15 protein-coding genes and 1 pseudogene are annotated in these 15,982 nt (G+C 65.7%); 2 read left to right on the top strand and 14 right to left on the bottom strand.

The window, feature by feature from the left end; genetic code table 11:
• Window positions 1-95 precede the first annotated feature (95 nt).
• The 6 genes from CWS35_RS17690 to CWS35_RS17665 form a co-directional block, all read right to left on the bottom strand.
• On the bottom strand, window positions 96-866 hold the full coding sequence (locus tag CWS35_RS17690; protein ID WP_024579336.1) for a triacylglycerol lipase: 771 nt from the start codon (window positions 864-866) through the stop codon (window positions 96-98).
• Between the two features lie 201 nt (window positions 867-1,067).
• On the bottom strand, window positions 1,068-2,351 hold the full coding sequence (locus CWS35_RS17685; RefSeq protein WP_024579335.1) for a DUF445 domain-containing protein: 1,284 nt from the start codon (window positions 2,349-2,351) through the stop codon (window positions 1,068-1,070).
• Window positions 2,352-2,619: 268 nt separating this feature from the next.
• Window positions 2,620-3,096 carry a phasin gene (locus CWS35_RS17680; protein ID WP_024579334.1) on the bottom strand — a complete coding sequence of 159 codons (477 nt, stop codon included), beginning with the start codon at window positions 3,094-3,096 and terminating at the stop codon, window positions 2,620-2,622.
• Window positions 3,097-3,277: 181 nt separating this feature from the next.
• Window positions 3,278-3,874, bottom strand: coding sequence for a GNAT family N-acetyltransferase (locus tag CWS35_RS17675; RefSeq protein WP_024579333.1), 597 nt, complete (start codon window positions 3,872-3,874; stop codon window positions 3,278-3,280).
• A complete protein-coding gene (locus CWS35_RS17670) occupies window positions 3,871-4,953 on the bottom strand; it encodes an alpha/beta hydrolase (RefSeq protein ID WP_100952766.1) in 1,083 nt (360 codons plus the stop codon). The genes CWS35_RS17675 and CWS35_RS17670 overlap by 4 nt, the downstream gene beginning before the upstream one ends.
• Entirely contained in the window at window positions 4,950-5,333 is a 384-nt protein-coding gene (locus CWS35_RS17665; RefSeq protein WP_024579331.1) for a hypothetical protein, read from the bottom strand. The genes CWS35_RS17670 and CWS35_RS17665 overlap by 4 nt, the downstream gene beginning before the upstream one ends.
• 181 nt (window positions 5,334-5,514) lie before the next feature.
• Here CWS35_RS17665 and CWS35_RS17660 point away from each other — a divergent pair, with 181 nt between their 5' ends.
• Both CWS35_RS17660 and CWS35_RS17655 read left to right on the top strand, forming a co-directional pair.
• Window positions 5,515-6,435 (top strand): alpha/beta fold hydrolase, encoded by a 921-nt coding sequence (locus CWS35_RS17660; protein WP_100952764.1) that lies wholly within the window; start codon window positions 5,515-5,517, stop codon window positions 6,433-6,435.
• A gap of 174 nt (window positions 6,436-6,609) precedes the next feature.
• Window positions 6,610-7,005 carry a nuclear transport factor 2 family protein gene (locus CWS35_RS17655; RefSeq protein ID WP_371682873.1) on the top strand — a complete coding sequence of 132 codons (396 nt, stop codon included), beginning with the start codon at window positions 6,610-6,612 and terminating at the stop codon, window positions 7,003-7,005.
• A 176-nt stretch (window positions 7,006-7,181) separates the two neighbouring features.
• Here the strand turns inward: CWS35_RS17655 and CWS35_RS17650 are convergent, their stop codons facing one another.
• The 8 genes and pseudogenes from CWS35_RS17650 to CWS35_RS17615 all read right to left on the bottom strand — a co-directional run bounded on the left by CWS35_RS17650 (window position 7,182) and on the right by CWS35_RS17615 (window position 15,828).
• Window positions 7,182-8,276 carry a branched-chain amino acid ABC transporter permease gene (locus CWS35_RS17650; RefSeq protein ID WP_210202805.1) on the bottom strand — a complete coding sequence of 365 codons (1,095 nt, stop codon included), beginning with the start codon at window positions 8,274-8,276 and terminating at the stop codon, window positions 7,182-7,184.
• Entirely contained in the window at window positions 8,273-9,139 is an 867-nt protein-coding gene (locus CWS35_RS17645; protein WP_024579328.1) for a branched-chain amino acid ABC transporter permease, read from the bottom strand. Before CWS35_RS17645 ends, CWS35_RS17650 begins: the two co-directional genes overlap by 4 nt.
• A 7-nt stretch (window positions 9,140-9,146) precedes the next feature.
• Window positions 9,147-9,851 (bottom strand): ABC transporter ATP-binding protein, encoded by a 705-nt coding sequence (locus CWS35_RS17640; protein WP_024579327.1) that lies wholly within the window; start codon window positions 9,849-9,851, stop codon window positions 9,147-9,149.
• Window positions 9,848-10,561, bottom strand: a complete 714-nt coding sequence (locus tag CWS35_RS17635) for an ABC transporter ATP-binding protein (RefSeq protein WP_024579326.1) — start codon at window positions 10,559-10,561, stop codon at window positions 9,848-9,850. Before CWS35_RS17635 ends, CWS35_RS17640 begins: the two co-directional genes overlap by 4 nt.
• Before the next feature lie 85 nt (window positions 10,562-10,646).
• A complete protein-coding gene (locus CWS35_RS17630; RefSeq protein ID WP_371682855.1) occupies window positions 10,647-11,972 on the bottom strand; it encodes an ABC transporter substrate-binding protein in 1,326 nt (441 codons plus the stop codon).
• A gap of 83 nt (window positions 11,973-12,055) precedes the next feature.
• A complete protein-coding gene (locus CWS35_RS17625; protein ID WP_100952760.1) occupies window positions 12,056-13,837 on the bottom strand; it encodes an FAD-dependent monooxygenase in 1,782 nt (593 codons plus the stop codon).
• 35 nt (window positions 13,838-13,872) lie between these two features.
• Entirely contained in the window at window positions 13,873-14,775 is a 903-nt protein-coding gene (locus tag CWS35_RS17620; RefSeq protein ID WP_100952758.1) for an intradiol ring-cleavage dioxygenase, read from the bottom strand.
• 25 nt (window positions 14,776-14,800) lie between these two features.
• Window positions 14,801-15,828: pseudogene (locus CWS35_RS17615) on the bottom strand (maleylacetate reductase).
• Window positions 15,829-15,982: the final 154 nt, after the last annotated feature.

Genomic DNA, 15,982 nt, shown 5'->3' with positions numbered 1-15,982 from the left:
GAGTTGCTCTCGAGGAGACTCCCCTCACCCGGATCGCATTGCGCTTCGCTTCATGCGATCCGGCCTCTCCCCGCAGGCGGGGCGAGGCAAGCAAGTCAGCGGTTCGGATCCGGATAGACGAAGCTGCGCCAGCCGCTGCGATCGAACGGGGCCCACTCGCCGTCCTTCTGCGCGAGGCGATCGGCGACGGCGTAGACCACGGCCGGGTGATGACCCATGCCGCAATGGCTGCTCTCGACCTCGATGCTGTCGGTCATCGACGAGGCCTGCTCGCGGCAACCCTGCCAGGCGCAGACGCCGTCGGTGCGGCTGAAGATCGCGGTGGTCGGCACCGGCGGCGCGCTGGCGAGCGAGCCACCGAAACGAGAATCCTCTTCGTCGGCACGGCGGCCGCTGGCCATCTCGTAGACGCGCCAGGCGTTGGTCGACTTCGGGCCGGCAGCGAACGGGCTACCGAGCGTGATCACCTGGCGCACGCGCTCCGGCATCATCTTGGCGAGCTGGCGCGCATAGAGGCCGCCGAGGCTCCAGCCGACCAGCGAGACCTTGCGGCCGCTGGTCTCGTTCATCTCCTGGAGCAGGTCGACCATGCCGTCCTGCACGCCGGAGCGCAGCCCGAGATTGCGGCCCTGGCGCCAGCCGCTGACGGCGTAGCCCTTGCTCTTGAGGAAGTCGCGCAACGGCCGCGTCGACATGTCGGAGGCAATCAGGCCGGGCAACACCAGCACCGGATGCCCATCACCACGCGGCGCGAGGCTCAACAGCGGCAATGCACCCAGGAAAGCTCCGAGCTCGTGAATGGCGCGGCCTTCCAGAAACATCAGCGTCCGGGACGGCGGGCGTAGCGACTGCGCAGCAACCGACATTTCAGCTCCTCTTCACGGCCCCTGACGTCGCGGCGGCCGGCAATGGGATCATCAGGAATGGGTCAGCAGGATTGACGCAAACCCGGCGGAATCGTTCCGCAACGCAACAATCAACCTTGAAAAGCTAGGAAACCGATCACTTTCGCGCAAGCGGTTCAGGTCACACTTGCCACAACTAAAGTCACTTGCGTGCCCAATCGGTCACAGCAGCCGCAGCACGTATTCCAGCGTGTAAAGTGCGAGCCCGGCAAGTCCGCCGATCAGCGAACCGTTGAAGCGGATGTATTGCAGGTCCTTGCCGACATTGACCTCGATCAACGCGATCAATTGCTCCATGTCCCAGCTCTTCATCTGGTCGGCGATGAAGCTCGAGACGCCGCTCTTCTGCTCGGCAACGACCGTGCGCAGGATCGCGACCAGGCCCTGGTTGATTTCGTTGCGCAGCTCGGCATCGCCATCGAGCGCATCGCCGGCTTCGACGAACATCCTTGCAAGCTGATGCTGCAACACCTGCGACTCGCCCGAGGCACTGCGCGCGATGAAATCCTTGACGTTGGCCCAGATGGTGCGCCCGAGATTGGCGAGTTCCGGCCGCGCCATCAGATCGCGCTTGAGGCCATCGATGCGGTCGGCAAAGGTCTTGTCGTTGCCGAGCCGGTCGACGAACGACAGCAGCATGCGATCGAACTCGCCGCGGAACGGATGCTGCGGATCGTTGCGCACCTCCTCGAAGAATTTCGTGGCCGAGGCGATGATCCGGTTCACCACGAACTTGTCGGCACGATAGAGCTTGAGCAGCGTCGGCATCTCCGCGCGGACCTTGTCGCGGATCACGGCCATGGTCTCCTGCTGCGTCAGCGTCTGGTGCAGCACGCGCAAGAGGTCGTCGAGCAGCCCCTCATGCTTGCCGTCCTGCACGAAGCCGCGCAGCGCGCCGGCGGCGAGCGGCGCGAGGTCGATCGAGAGCACCTGCGTCGTGACGCGGCGGCTGATGAACTGCATCAGGCCCGAGCTCTCGGTGGCCGCAAACGCTTCCGGCAGCATCCGCAGCACGAAGCGGGCGAGATCCTCCGACCGTTTGCGGTCGCGCAGCCAGTCGGCGATGAACGAGCCGAAATCGATCTCGCGCAGCTTGGCCTCGACCGGGCCGGCCTCCAGGAAATTGTTCTCGATGAACTCGCCGAGCTTCTCGGCGATGCGTTGCTGATTGCTCTGGATGATCGCGGTGTGCGGGATCGGCAGGCCGAGCGGCCGCTTGAACAGCGCGACGACGGCATACCAGTCGGCGAGGCCGCCGATGGTCGCGGCCTCGGCGAAGGCCGCGACGAAGCCGAAGGCCGGATGCAGCGGCAGCAGCGCCTTCGCCGCGATGAAGATGATCAGGGTCGCCACCAGCACGCCGGTCGCCAGCCACTTCACGCGCCGCAGCTCGGCGGCACGTTCGGCATCGACGGGCGTAGAGGCAAGGGCTGCGGGAAGGGTCATGGGGACTTTCGAATGTATGCTAGTTTACGTCCGCTCGCACCCCTCAGCTTGCTCAGTGTCATCACCCGCGCAGGCGGTGATCCAGTGTTCCAGAGACGGTGGTGCTTGAGCGGATAGGCCTCGGCGTACTGGGTCGCCCGGTCGAGCCGGGCGACGACACCTGTGGATGAGGACTAGCTTCACGTCAGGATGACGACTGTGAGGCAAAAAAGAAGGCCCGCAACATGGCGGGCCTTCGAAAAGCGGCAGTTGGTCGGCGCGAGCGCGATCAGGCGGTCTTGCCGTAGACCTTGGCGAAGTTGTCCTGCGCGGACTTGGCACCGTCGGTGACGAGCTTGCCGAGATACTCGGTGGTGGCCTTCGCCCGCGAGACGAACAGTTCGCCACGCGCACGGACCAGGTCCGACTGGATCTGGGCGGCTTCGCTCAGCGACTTGGCGGACGCGAGCTTGTCGATGCCGGCGAAGAACGCCTCGGCGTCGTGGTAGATCGCCTGCTGGATGTTGCGGCTGATCTTGGCGGCTTCGGTCACCGAACCGGCAACAGCGGACTCGATCACGGAGGTCACCTTCTCGGAGCCGGCATAGGCATCGGCGGCGCGGGTCTTGCCGGCCTCGGCCTGCTTCTTCACGAACTCACGGGCGGCTTCCGGAACTTCCAGGTTCTGGAGCTTGGTGAACGCCTCGGTGACGGGCGCGAAGGCTTCCTTGACGCTGTTCAGCACGGAATTGGTTTCGGTGGTCATTGGGGTCTCTCCATCCTCAGGTTTGAGCTATGGGCTCACCCCGTCCGGATTGGCCCGGGGCAACGGTGTTATGGCACACCCCATGGTGCGCTGCAATATTAATGTTGCAGCGCGATATCACGAACCTGTGAATTGGATGAAAATCCGGCAGATTGCCTAACGCGTCAGCGGTGAACGGTTTCTAATTACCCCCAACCGCGTCCGACACCCCATATGCCTCCATTTGCGCCCGGACCTGCGCCACGTTGTGCCCGAGCACGACGATGTCGTGGGTCTTGCCCTCGACATCGCGGACATGGTCGCGCAGCAGGGCCTCCGCCTTGAAGCCGAGGCTTTCGAACAGCGCGATCGCCGCGCGCTGGTCGACCGTCATCTGCACCGAGAACTTCTCCAGCCCGGCGCCAAGGGCAATGGCGAACGTCTCCTGTGACAGCGCCCGGCCGACGCCCTGCCCGCGCACGTCGAGCGACACCACCATCCGGATCTCGCCGACATGCGGCGACCAGGAGTGCGGATCGCGCACCAGCGTGCCGCAGCCGACCACCTTGCCATCCTTGATCGCGAGCAGGCTCGTGATGTCACCGCGCTCGATCTCGTTGACCCAGGCCGACAGCACCTTCGGCTGGCTGATGTTGCGCGGCAGGAACAGGAGGTCGTGCGTCGGCAGCTTCTGCGCGAAGGCCAGCACCGCGGCCTCGTCGGCCCGCGTCATCAGCCGGAACTCGATGTCGCCGGCCTCGGTCGTGACGTGGCGCGGGTAGGAACGTTGTTCGGTCATGTCGATCTCTTGCCCAACCAGTTGTCGAGTTTCGGCCACAGCCGCTTGATTGCATTGGCGCCGGCGACCAGCGAGACGTGACCGCCTTTCAGCATCACCTCCTCCTTGTCCGCCGAGCCGATCTTGGTGATCAGGTGCTTTGCCGCGTCATAGGGCACGATGTGGTCGTGCTCGGCGACCGCGTGCAGGATCGGCACCTTGATGTCGGCAAGCCTGGCCGCGCGGCCGCCGACCGTCATGGTGTCGTTGTAGAGCTTGTTGTCCCACATCAGGTCCTTGGTGATGGCGCGGAAATATTCGCCGGCCAGCGGCAGCGTGTCGGTCGCCCAGCGGTCGAACATCCGGTACGATTTGACGAACTCGTCGTTCCAGATGTTGTCCCAGAGCTGGATCTGGCCAGCTACGCGCGCGGCCGGCCGCAACATGTCGAACGATTGCAGGATCAGCTCGGGCGGCATGTTGCCGGTGCTGTCGATCAGGCGGTCGACGTCGAAGTAGCGGCGGTCGGCGAAATTCGAGAACAGCTTCATCTCGCGGAAATCGATCGGCGTGGTGAAGCAGATCAAATTCTTCATCGGCCCGTCGTTGAAGATCGAGCCATAGAGCAGCGAGAGCACGCCGCCGAAGCAATAGCCGATCACCGAGACGTCCTTCTCGCCGGAGACCTGCTGCACGCGGCGGACCGATTCCGGAATGAAGTCGAGGACGTAGTCCTCCATGCGCAGCGACTTCTCCTCGGGCTTCGGCGCGGTCCAATCCAGCATGTAGACATCGAAGCCGCGCTTGAGCAGGAATTCGATGAAGCTCTGCCCCGGCACCAGGTCGAGGATGTAACCGCGGTTGGTGGTCGCCATCACGATCAGGACCGGCACGCGATAGACCTCGTCGGCCTGCGGCCGGTAGTGATAGAGGTTCATGGTGCCGCGCGAGTACAGCACGTCCTTCGGTGTCTCGCCGAGCGTGGGGCCCGAGCTCGAGAAATACTCGACGCCCTTGATGCTGCGCTGGATCGCACGCTGCACCTCGGACTGCACCCGCTCGGAGATCGAGGCGAAATCAAACCCGGTGGGAGCATTCATGTGCCGTCTCCCTCGGATGGCGGGCGCTTGGTGCGCGGCGGCCGCGGCGTCGCGCCATAACCGTCGTCCGGCGCCAGCGAATTGTGATGCACCTGCTGCAACAGCGTCTTGATCTCGTTGAGCTGGGTCTCCATCGATTGCAGGCGCTCGGCCATGCCGACGAGCTGGGCGCGGCTCGGCAGGTTCATCGCCAGCAGATACTTCTCCATCAGCTCGCCGAGCTGCTTTTGCGCCCCGGCCGCGACGCCGCCGGCCTGGTTCATCACCTTCGAGAACTCAGGCGAGCTCATCAACTGGTTGCCGAAGGAGTTGAACCCCTTCTCCATCTCGCCAATCATCGTCTGCCAGATCACGGCAGGGTCGTTGCCCTTGTCGGCCATGCGGCCCTCCTCCTCACCAATCCCGAGCGCTTGTCGCGCTTCCACTTGTTCGTGCCATACGACACTGTTGCCGCTGATCGGTCAACAGCGCGGCACGACCCGCGGCGTCGAAGCCCTTCTGCGCTGCGTCAATCCATGGCAGCATGCAGGTTCCTGACCTCGAATCCGGAAGAGGACGCACGTGACCACGCTCGCCCATCAGCCGCCGCAGCTTGCCCGCGCCAACAACATCGACATCTGCTACGAGGTCTTTGGCGATGCGAATGCGGAGCCGCTGCTGCTGATCATGGGCCTCGGCGCCCAGATGATCCATTGGGACGACGAGTTCTGCCGGCAGCTCGCCGCGCGCGGTTTTCGCGTGATCCGATTCGACAACAGGGATATCGGCAAGTCGTCGCGGATGAGCGGCGGCAAGCGGCTGACCGCGCTCGAGCTGATCAAGCTGCGCTTCCTGAAGATCCCGGTCGCCGCGCCCTACAAACTCGCAGACATGGCCCGCGACACGATCGGGCTGATGGACGCGCTCGGCATCCGTACCGCGCATCTGGTCGGCGCCTCGATGGGCGGCATGATCGCGCAGGAGGTTGCGATCACCTTCCCCGAGCGGGTGCGCTCGCTGACCTCGATCATGTCGACCACAGGCAATCCCAAGATCCCGGGCCCGACCCGCGAGGCGACCGCGGTGCTGATGGCACCGCCGCCGAAGAGCAAGGAGGAGTATTTCGTCCGCTTCGGACAGACCTGGAAAGTGTTGCGCAACGGCTCGTTCCCGGAGGACGAGGCGCTCGATCCTGAACGTGCGCGGCGCACCTTTGAGCGCGGTCTCAATCCGGAGGGTGTCGGCCGCCAGCTGCGCGCCATCCTCGCCTCCGGCAGTCGCAAGGAGCGCTTGCGCAGCGTCAAGGCGCCGACGCTGGTGATCCACGGCACCATCGATCCCTTGGTGCATCCCGAGGGCGGCAAGGACACCGCGGTCTCGATCCCGGGCGCCAAGCTGCTGATGATCGAAGGCATGGGCCATGCGCTGCCGATCCCGATGTGGCCCGAGATCATCGACGCCATCGACAAGCACGCGCATGGCGCAGCGGCGCAGGCGGCATAGGCCCGGTATCTCCCGGTGACCATGTGAGCCAGGAGTGCGTTCTTTCGGGCGGGAGATGGACGCTGTAGAGAGCGCTATCCATCGCTCAGCCTCGGGAGCCTCCAGATGAACACCCTTCTCCGGCCACGGACAGTCGTCGCCGCTCTCCTCCTTGCACTCGCGTCGTCGTCGGCTATGGCCGCGACCAGCGAAGCGCAGCAGGAAGCCAACCGCAAGGCGGTGCTGGCCTTCTACGAGAAGGGACTAAACCAGAAGGACGCCGACGCGGCGCTGGCCTATGTCGGCAACCGCTATGTGCAGCACAATCCCGGCGCGGCCGACGGACCGGACGGCTTCCGCAAGTTCATCGCCTTCCTGCGCGAGAAGTTCCCGAACTCGCACAGCGAGATCAAGCGCTCGTTCGTCGACGGCGACTATGTGATCCTGCACGTTCATGCCGTGCGCGAGCCCGGCACCCGCGGCAACGCGATCATCGACATCTTCAAGCTCGAGGATGGCAAGATCGTCGAGCATTGGGACGTGGTGCAACCGGTTCCCGAGAACCCGGCGAACAGCAACACGATGTTCTGAGCGGTGGAGGTTCACCTCTCCCTTGGGAGAGGTCGGCGCGTAGCGCCGGGTGAGGGTTTACGGTCTCTCGTTGGAGCTGCGCCCCTCCCCCGATTTGCTCCGCAAATCGACCTCTCCGCAATGCGGAGGTAAAGCGAGCACGAAGCCAACGCGCTTCGATTTGAACCCATCATGCGCTAGCCGCTGCGGCCGAGCCAGCGCTGGGTCGGGAACAGCTGCCATTGCCAGCGCCGCGCCGCCGCGCCCCATACGCCGCGCGGCATGAACAGCATGATCAGGATGGCGAGCGTGCCGAGCACGACGAGGTAGAGGCTGCCATATTGGGCGAGCCAGGTGACGAGCCCCCAGAGCAGCAGCACGCCGACCATCGGGCCTTCGATGGTACGCACGCCGCCGATCACGACGATGAAGATCACATAGGCGGTCCAGTCGGTGACGCTGAAGGCGGCGTCGGGCGATATGCGCGCTTTCTGGAGGTAGACCACCGCGCCGACCATGCCGGTGGCGAACGCGACCGCGATCCACAGCACGTGCCGGATCCGCGCGGTGCGCACGCCGACGCTGCGCGCTGCCGCCGCGTTGTCGCGGCTCGCCGCCAGCGCCAGGCCATGGCGCGAGCGCATGAAGGCATAGATCGCGAGCGTGACCAGCACGGCGAGCAGCAGTGCCAGCCAGTAGACCAGCACGTCGCGCGCCGCTGCCGGGCGCAGGCCGAGCACCGCCTGTACCGCCTTCAGCCCGAACATCTGCGACAGTTCGCTGGGCGAGATCGACATCCCGGTGCCGCCGCCGAGCGATTTGAACTGCGCGCAGATCAGCCGCAACGCTTCGGCGGCGACCCAGCTGCCGATCGCGAAATATGGCCCTTCCAGCCGGAACAGCAGCGGCCCGAGCACGGTCGCGATCAGCGCCGCGAACAGCCCGGCCAGCGGGATCGCCGCCACGGGATCGAGCCCGGCCATCACGATGCCGGCGAACAGCGCATAGGCGCCAAGCCCGACGAAGGCCTGCTGCCCGACCGACACCAGTCCGCCCCAGCCGGCCAGCACGTTCCAGAGCTGCGCCAAGGTCAGCATGGTGAGAACGAAGATCAGATCCTGGATCAGATTGCGCGATGCGACCGCGGGCAGCACCGCGAGCACCACGACCAGCACCACGCCGGCCATGGCCGCGACGCGCGACAGGCGCGTGCCAACCCGGACCTGCCACACCGGCACATCGGCCTGACGATCCTTCCGATCTGCCGGGATATCGATGCTCTCGACGCTCATGTCCGCCTCGCCGGGAAGAGACCGCGCGGCCGCACCATCAGCACGGCCAGGAAGGTGAGATGGCCGGCCAGGATCTGCCATTCCGGATTGATCCGGCCGCCGATCGCCTGCGCGAGCCCGAGCACGATGCCGCCCGCCAGCGTGCCCCACAGGCTGCCGAGGCCGCCGATGATCACGGCCTCGAACGCGTAGAGCAGCCGCGCCGGCCCGATCGACGGATCGAAGCTGGCGCGGATACCGAACACGACAGCGGCGATCACCGACACCGCGAGCGAGAGCCCGACCGCGATGGCATAGACATTGCGCTCGTTGACGCCCATCAATTGCGCGATCGCCGGATTGTCGGCGGTGGCGCGGAAGGCGCGGCCGAGCGAGGTGCGATAGAAAATCAGCTGAAGCAGCGCGACGGCGGCGATCGCCGTCACCAGCGCCGTCAGCGGCGCGAGGCCGACGCTGAGACCCGGGGCCAGCGTGACCGATGATGATTCGAACGCGCCGGCTTGCAGGCGACGGCTGTCCGCGCCATAGCCGAGCAGCAGCCCGTTCTGGATCACGATCGACAGGCCGAACGTGACCAGCAGCGGCGGCAGGATATCGTCGCCGAGCACGCGCTCCAGCACCAGCCGCTGCAACACGAAACCAAGCACGAACATCACAGCGACGACCAGCAGCGAAGCGACCGCAAGCGGCACGCCGAGCGCGGTGGTGGCGCTGAGCACCAGATAGGCCGCGAGCAGGATCAGGTCGCCATGGGCCAGGTTGACGAGACGCATGATGCCGAAGATCAGCGACAGGCCGAGCGCGAACAGCGCATAGACGCCGCCGAGCAGCACGCCTTCGATGATGGTGTCGAATCCGCTCATCGCTCCCTCATGCTCCGAAATAGGCCGCGCGGATCGTGTCCTGATCCACATCGTCAGGCTTTCCGCTCAAGGTCACCCGCCCCTCCTGCAAGCAATAAAAACGATCGGCCGCCCGCAGCGCGCGGGCGATGTCCTGCTCGACCAGCACGACCGCGGTGCCGCCCGAGCGGATCTGCGGCAGCATGCGGTAGATATCCTCCACCACGATCGGCGCGAGGCCGAGGCTGATCTCGTCGCACAGCAAGACCTGTGGGTTCGACATCAGCGCGCGGCCGATCGCCACCATCTGCTGCTGGCCACCGGACAGCGCCGTGACGGCGCCGCGCCGGCGCTCCTTGAGCACCGGAAACATCCGGTACACCGCGGCCAGATCCCACGGTGTGGTGCGCTCGCCGCCGTAAGCACCGATCAGCAGATTCTCCTCGACGCTGAGCGAGGGAAACAGTTGGCGCCCCTCGGGGACCAGCGCCAGCCCGAGCCGCACGATGCTGGCGGCGGACGCATCGCCGATCGCGCGCCCGTTGAGACGGATGGCATCGGAGCGGTTCTTCACGAGACCGGCCAGCGATTTCAGCATGGTCGACTTGCCGGCGCCATTGGCGCCGATCACCGCGACCGCCTCGCCCTGGCCGAGCTCGAAATCGACGCCGAACAGCGCCTGGAAGTCGCCATAGAACGCATCGAGCGCAGACACATTGAGCAGCGCGGTCATGCTGGCACGCCCATATAGATGGTCTCGACCTCGCGCGAACGCATCACCTCGGCAGGCACGCCCTGGGCCACGACCTTGCCGAAATTGAGCACGACCAGCCGCTGCACCACCGCGAGCAGTGCATGCACCACATGCTCGATCCAGACGATGGCGACGCCCTCGGCGTGGATGGTTCTGATGGTCTCGACCAGCTCATGACATTCGGCATCGGTGAGCCCGCCGGCGATCTCGTCGAGCAGCAGCGTGCGCGGTTTGGTGGCGAGCGCCCGTGCCAGCTCGAGCCGCTTGCGATCGAGCAGCGGCAGGCTGCCGGCAAGACGATTGGCCTTGGCTTCGAGGCCGGTCAAGTCAAGCATCCGGCCGCAGTGCTGGACCGCATCCGCCTCCGACAGACCGCCGCCGAACTGGGCGGCGACCGCAAGGTTCTCGAACACAGAGAGGTGGTCGAACGGCTGCGGGATCTGGAACGAGCGCCCGATGCCGGTGCGGCAGCGCGCCTCCGGAGAGAGATGCGTGATGTCGGCGCCATCGAGGACGATACGGCCGGCATCCGGCCGCAACAGGCCGGTGATCAGGTTGAACAGCGTCGACTTGCCGGCGCCGTTCGGCCCGATCACGCCGAGCGCCTCGCCGGACGACAGCGTCAGGTCGATGGCATCGGCGACCACGATGGCACCGAACCGTTTCGAGACGGAATGGAGTTCGAGCATGTTCGCTCACCGCATGGGTTCGCTGGGAGAGGATGCGCGGATGGGACGCGCATCCTCGATCGATGTTGTGCCGGTGACGCGCTCGCTAGCTCAGCGCCTGCATGTCGCCGCCGAGCGGGATTTGCGGCGCCAGTCTGTTGTCGGTGATCACCATGTCGTATTTGTCGCCGCTGAGCCGCCATTGGCCGCCGACCAGCGGCGTCTTGGCGATGTTCTTGGCCGCGAATGGCGGCACCGCGCTGGAGCCGAACGCGACCTGGCCCACTATCGTATCGAGCTTGGTGGCTCCGATCGCCTTCGCGAGCGCCGCGCCGTCGCCCGGGTCGCCCGAACGCTTGATCGCGTCGATCGCGACCTCGAACAGCGAGTGCACGAAGCCGATCGGCTGGGTCCATTGCTTGCCGGAGGCCTGCTCATAGCCCTTGGCAAGATCCTTCGCGCTGACGCCGCTGAGGCTCGATTTGTAGGGATGCGTCGGTGTCCACCACACCTCGGTCGAGATGTTGTTGCCGCCCTTGCCGAGCGCCTGCACCGACGCAGGAAACAGCAGCGCCTTGGCGACGGAGACGACCTTCGGCTTCAGTCCCTTCTGCCGCGACTGATTCCAGAAGGTGGTGAAGTCGGGCGGGATGATCACGCCGGTGATGATCTCGGCATCGGCGCCACGGAACGCGGCGATCTGCGAAGAGAAATCGTCGGTGAGATTCTGGAAGCGGCCGGGGTCGGTCAGCTTGAAGCCCTGCTTGGCCAAGACGGGCGGGAAGCCGATCGTGGTGTCGCCCCAGGCGTTGCCGTCGGCATCGTTCGGGAACAGCGCACCGACCGATTTGTTGGTCGCGACCTGGCTCCACATGCTGGTGAAGACGCCGATCACATCCTCGAGCCCCCAGAAGTAGTGGAACGTGTAGTCGAACGGCTTCCAGCTCTTGGGATCGCCGGGATTGGCTTGCCGGCCGATGAAATTGGTCTGCCATGGTGCAACCGTGGAGATGCACGGCACCTGCTCCAGCTCGCACTGCGTCGCCACCGGATTGTTGGTCTCCGGCGTGGCGCCGACCACGATCAGGCTGACATTGTCGCGGGTGATCAGCTCCTTGGCGACTTCGGCGGCGCGGTTTGGATTCGACTGGCTGTCTTTGGTCACCACCTCGACCGGATAGGTCTGCGAGCCGACCTTGACGCCATCCTTGATGAATTTCCGGAATTCACCGAGCACGAAATCGTCGGCCTCGGCGAAGGCGGCCAATGGCCCGCTCTTCGGCGAGACGTAACCGATCTTGATCGGCTTGTTGGCGGCGCGCACGGCCGGCGCGAACAATGTCGTCGTGCCTGCTGCGGCGAACCCACCGGCGATGCCTTGCAGCACGCGGCGACGATCGAAAGACATGACGTTCAAATGATCCTTGGACATTTTCCCCTCCCTTGAGGCAAGCCGGTCGCACGCCGGCTGCCGTTCATTTCGTTCTGAAAAACAATCGCCGGCGCCCCGCCACATCAGGCGGCGGCGACGGACTTGGCTTGCGCACGGCCGAGGATCTGGCCGAACACATCCAGCAGCACGTCGCTGGCATTGGCTGCCGCCTCCTTGGCACGCCAGGCGACATACATGTCCGGTCGCACCAGCACGCAGCCGTCCTCGTCGACCTCGCTCTGGCGATACCAGTCGGCATAGATGTCGAGTGCATCGCAGCCCTGTGGGCCGATCGTCACCACATCGACCGGCAGGCCGTACGCCTTCTCGACCGCCGCCGCGGCCGCCTTCCAGCCATCGCCACCGATCCCGGTGAGCAGCGTGAAGCGGCCCTTGCCGGTGAGATCCAGCGTCGACTTGCGCTCGCCGTGATGCTCGACCCAGACATGCGGCAGATGCGCGCCGGGCCAGGTGGTGGCCTGATAGTAGAGTTCGTGATCCCTGGTGAAGGCCGGCATCGGCGTGCCGTCGGATACGACCGCGGTCGATCCGTAGCGCTGGTTCAGCTCGACGCCGTGGCAGTTGAACTCGTAGCTCTTGTTGGCGATCGCCTCGTAGAGCTTCTTGCGCCGCGTCTTGCCCTCGGCGGTCGGCGCCTTGCGCGCGGCAATCGCCTTGCGCGCCTCGGCGGGATCGGTCGAGGCGACGAGGCCGACGGCTTCGAAGATCGGCGGGAAGTCGCCGATGCTCTTGTTGGCGCGGGTCACGATTTGCTTGCCGACCGGCTGACGCTCCGCCGAATAGGTCTCGAGCAGCGACGGCGCGGCATGGCCTTCGAGCACCAGCTTGAGCTTCCAGCACAGATTGAAGGAATCCTGGATCGAGGTGTTGGAGCCGAGGCCGTTGGTCGGCGGATGGCGGTGCACAGCGTCGCCGACGCAGAACACGCGGCCCGACGAATAGTGGCCGGCATACATCTCGTTCACGGTCCAGGTCGAGGTCGAGCGGACCTTGACCTCGAGCGTCTCGTCGCCGACGAGGTTACGCACGATCGAAATCGCCTCGTCGTTGGAGAGCTTGCGCTCGCCCTGCTCGATGTCATAACCCCAGATGATCAGCCATTCGTTCCACGGCCGCACCATGCGGATCAAGCCGGCGCCGATGCCGCCGATCTCGGCCCCCGGCTGCAGCACCCAGTACAGCACGCTCGGACGGTGCGCGACGTACTTGCTGAGATCCGCCTGCACGATGATGTTCATGCTGCCGGCGCGGCCCATCTGGCCTTCCATCGGCAGGCCGATCACTTCGGCAACCCTGCTGCGGCCGCCATCGGCGCCGATCAGATATTTGGCGCGGATCTGGTAGGTTTCGCCCGACAGGCGATCCTTCACCGTCGCCGTGACGCCGTCGGCATCCTGCACGAGGTCGACGAACTCGGTGTTGAAGCACAGCGAGGTGCCGCGCTGGCCGGCGGCCTCGATCAGGATCGGCTCGAGGAAATTCTGCGGCAGGTCGCAGATGCGGGTCGGGCTTGCGAGATCATAGTCGGCCTTGCGTGACGGATGATTGCCCCAGGAGTACAGCCGACCGAATTCCTCGCCGGCGAGGCTTTCGCAGAACACGTTGTTGGCCATCAGATTCTGCGGCACGGCCTGCGCAACGGCCTTCTCCTCAAGACCGAGATCGCGCAGCACTTCCATCGCACGCTGGTTGGAGATGTGCGCGCGCGGCGTATCGGCGAGCCAGCCATATTTCGTCACCAGGATGTGCTTGACGCCGTACATGCCGAGCAGCGCCGCGGCGGTCGCGCCGGCCGGGCCACTGCCGACGACGAGCACGTCGGTCTCAACGGGTTTGCTGGTCATGGTCCTCTCCTTGGTCGTGTTGTTGGTTGTGATCGTTATTCCGCGGCCATCATCGGCTGCGGCACCAGGCCGGCGCCCGGCTTCATCTGGAAATCGTAGGTCATCAGGTGCCACGGGCCGGAGACCCGCTCGCCGTTCGGCAGCACCGGATCGCGCTTCGGCTCGACGCGGGCGACGAGCTCGTCCTTGACGCCGAACACCACGTCGCTACGCAGATACTCGTCGCCATCGAGGAAGACGTGGGTAATCAGCGGCTCGTAGCCCTCGGCCTTGACCAGGAAGTGCACATGCGCCGGCCGCATCGGATGACGTTTGGTCGCGGTGATCAGGGCGCCGACCGGGCCGTCGGTCGGGATCGGATAGCTGCACGGCAGGATGGTGCGGAACGAAAAGCGGCCGTCGGCATCGGTGACGAAGCGCGCCCGCAGCGACGGACCATGCGCGGCGTAGTCCGCCTTCTGCGAATCGTAGAAGCCGTCATCGTCGGCATGCCAGACGTCGATCTCGGCGCCGGCGAGCGGCTTGCCGGCAAGGTCGGTGACGCGGCTCTGCACGAACATCACTTCGCCGTCGATCCCCTCCGAGATATTGGCGCCGTGCGGCGTGACGCGGTGCTCGCCGACATAGAACGGCCCGAGCACCGTGGTCTCGGTCGCGCCCTCGCGCTCGCGATGGTTGACCGCGTCGACCAGCATCGAGACGCCGAGCACGTCGGACAGCAGGATGAACTCCTGGCGCAGCGGCGTGCAGGTCTGGCCGGTGCGGGTCAGGAACTCGATCGCCTGATTCCATTCCTCGAAGGTAAGCTCGGTGCGGCGCACCAGGTCGTGCAACGACTTCACCGTCTCCTCGATGAGGAATTTCAGCCGTGGGTTCGGCGTGTTGGCGAAGCTGCTGATCACTTCGTCGGTGAGATCGTGCTCGTTGAAATTGGCCATCGTGTTGTCCTTTGATCTTGAGAAGTCAGTGCCGTGCGGGCGCGTCGCCGCGCCAGGCCGCCGCGATCAGGTTCTGGATCGCGACGCGCTCCACAGGTCTTGGATTGGCATAGGGGTTGCGCACCGCCATCTCGGCGGCGCGCGCGATGCCGTCCTCGGGCATTCCGATGTCGGCCAGCCGGCGCGGCAGCGCGAGCCGCTGCGCCAGCTCGAACAGGCCTTGCGGCGCATCATCGGTACGCAGCGCGCGCGCGATCCGGGTCATCGCTTCCGGTGCCGCGGCGGCGTTGTAGCCGGTCGCATGCGGCAGCACGATCGCATGGGTTTCGGCGTGCGGCAGGTTGAACATGCCGCCCAGCACGTGGCAGAGCTTGTGGTGCAGCGACATCCCGACCGCGCCGAGGCAGACGCCGCACAGCCAGGCGCCGTAGAGCGCGTCGCGCCGCGCGACGGGATCGGCAGGCTCGGCCACGATGCGCGGCAGCGCGCGGGCGAGCGCGGCGATGCCGTCTTCCGCCATCAGCGAGGTCAGCGGATTGGCGTCCGGCGCATAGAGCGCCTCGACCGCATGGGCGATCGCATTCAGGCCGCTGGCGGCGGAGACATGCGGCGGCAGGCTGACGGTGAGGTCGACGTCGTAGATGACGGCGTCCGGCACCAGATCCTGGGAATGCTGCGTGGTCTTGATGCCGTTGGCGGTCTCACCGAGGATCGGGGTCATCTCCGAGCCGGCATAGGTGGTCGGGACGGCGAGATGCGGCAGCCCGGTGCGCAGCGACAGTGCCTTGCCGAGCCCGACCGTCGAGCCGCCGCCGATCGCGACCAGCCCGTCGATGTCGCGGATTCCACGATGCGAAGCGCTTCGTTGGTGACCTCGACCGGCGTATGCATGCGCGCGCCGGCAAATAACCCTGCGAGCCGGTCGCCGAGGCCCGCGCCGAGCCGGTGTCCGAGGTCCTGCTGCTCGGGGGTGGTCAGCACCAGCGCCCGCTTGATGCCGAGGCGCTCGGCCTCCTCGCCCAGCCGCGCCGAGGTGCCGGCGCCGAACAGCACGCGATATTGCTGCGAGCAATAGGCGAATGTGCCGCTGCCGGCATCTCCAGCCGCCGCGACCGGCGGGCGTACGGCATCGAACGCTGCGATGCTCATGGCATTTCTCCCAGCCGGTGGACCGGCACATCTCGTTTTGTTGGGAGAAAGCTAGCGG

Origin of the sequence: Bradyrhizobium sp. SK17, from assembly GCF_002831585.1 — a bacterium.
Lineage (GTDB): Bacteria > Pseudomonadota > Alphaproteobacteria > Rhizobiales > Xanthobacteraceae > Bradyrhizobium.
The sequence above is the reverse complement of the archived record's forward strand: the minus strand, read 5'-3'. Positions and strand labels throughout refer to the sequence as shown.

What these genes read in the sequence shown, in the direction of transcription:
- CWS35_RS17690 (WP_024579336.1), bottom strand. Translation starts at nt 866, where the DNA reads ATGTCGGTTGCTGCGCAGTCGCTACGCCCGCCGTCCCGGACGCTGATG.
- CWS35_RS17685 (WP_024579335.1), bottom strand. Translation starts at nt 2,351, where the DNA reads ATGACCCTTCCCGCAGCCCTTGCCTCTACGCCCGTCGATGCCGAACGT.
- CWS35_RS17680 (WP_024579334.1), bottom strand. Translation starts at nt 3,096, where the DNA reads ATGACCACCGAAACCAATTCCGTGCTGAACAGCGTCAAGGAAGCCTTC.
- CWS35_RS17675 (WP_024579333.1), bottom strand. Translation starts at nt 3,874, where the DNA reads ATGACCGAACAACGTTCCTACCCGCGCCACGTCACGACCGAGGCCGGC.
- CWS35_RS17670 (WP_100952766.1), bottom strand. Translation starts at nt 4,953, where the DNA reads ATGAATGCTCCCACCGGGTTTGATTTCGCCTCGATCTCCGAGCGGGTG.
- CWS35_RS17665 (WP_024579331.1), bottom strand. Translation starts at nt 5,333, where the DNA reads ATGGCCGACAAGGGCAACGACCCTGCCGTGATCTGGCAGACGATGATT.
- CWS35_RS17655 (WP_371682873.1), top strand. Translation starts at nt 6,610, where the DNA reads ATGGCCGCGACCAGCGAAGCGCAGCAGGAAGCCAACCGCAAGGCGGTG.
- CWS35_RS17650 (WP_210202805.1), bottom strand. Translation starts at nt 8,276, where the DNA reads ATGAGCGTCGAGAGCATCGATATCCCGGCAGATCGGAAGGATCGTCAG.
- CWS35_RS17645 (WP_024579328.1), bottom strand. Translation starts at nt 9,139, where the DNA reads ATGAGCGGATTCGACACCATCATCGAAGGCGTGCTGCTCGGCGGCGTC.
- CWS35_RS17640 (WP_024579327.1), bottom strand. Translation starts at nt 9,851, where the DNA reads ATGACCGCGCTGCTCAATGTGTCTGCGCTCGATGCGTTCTATGGCGAC.
- CWS35_RS17635 (WP_024579326.1), bottom strand. Translation starts at nt 10,561, where the DNA reads ATGCTCGAACTCCATTCCGTCTCGAAACGGTTCGGTGCCATCGTGGTC.
- CWS35_RS17630 (WP_371682855.1), bottom strand. Translation starts at nt 11,972, where the DNA reads ATGTCCAAGGATCATTTGAACGTCATGTCTTTCGATCGTCGCCGCGTG.
- CWS35_RS17625 (WP_100952760.1), bottom strand. Translation starts at nt 13,837, where the DNA reads ATGACCAGCAAACCCGTTGAGACCGACGTGCTCGTCGTCGGCAGTGGC.
- CWS35_RS17620 (WP_100952758.1), bottom strand. Translation starts at nt 14,775, where the DNA reads ATGGCCAATTTCAACGAGCACGATCTCACCGACGAAGTGATCAGCAGC.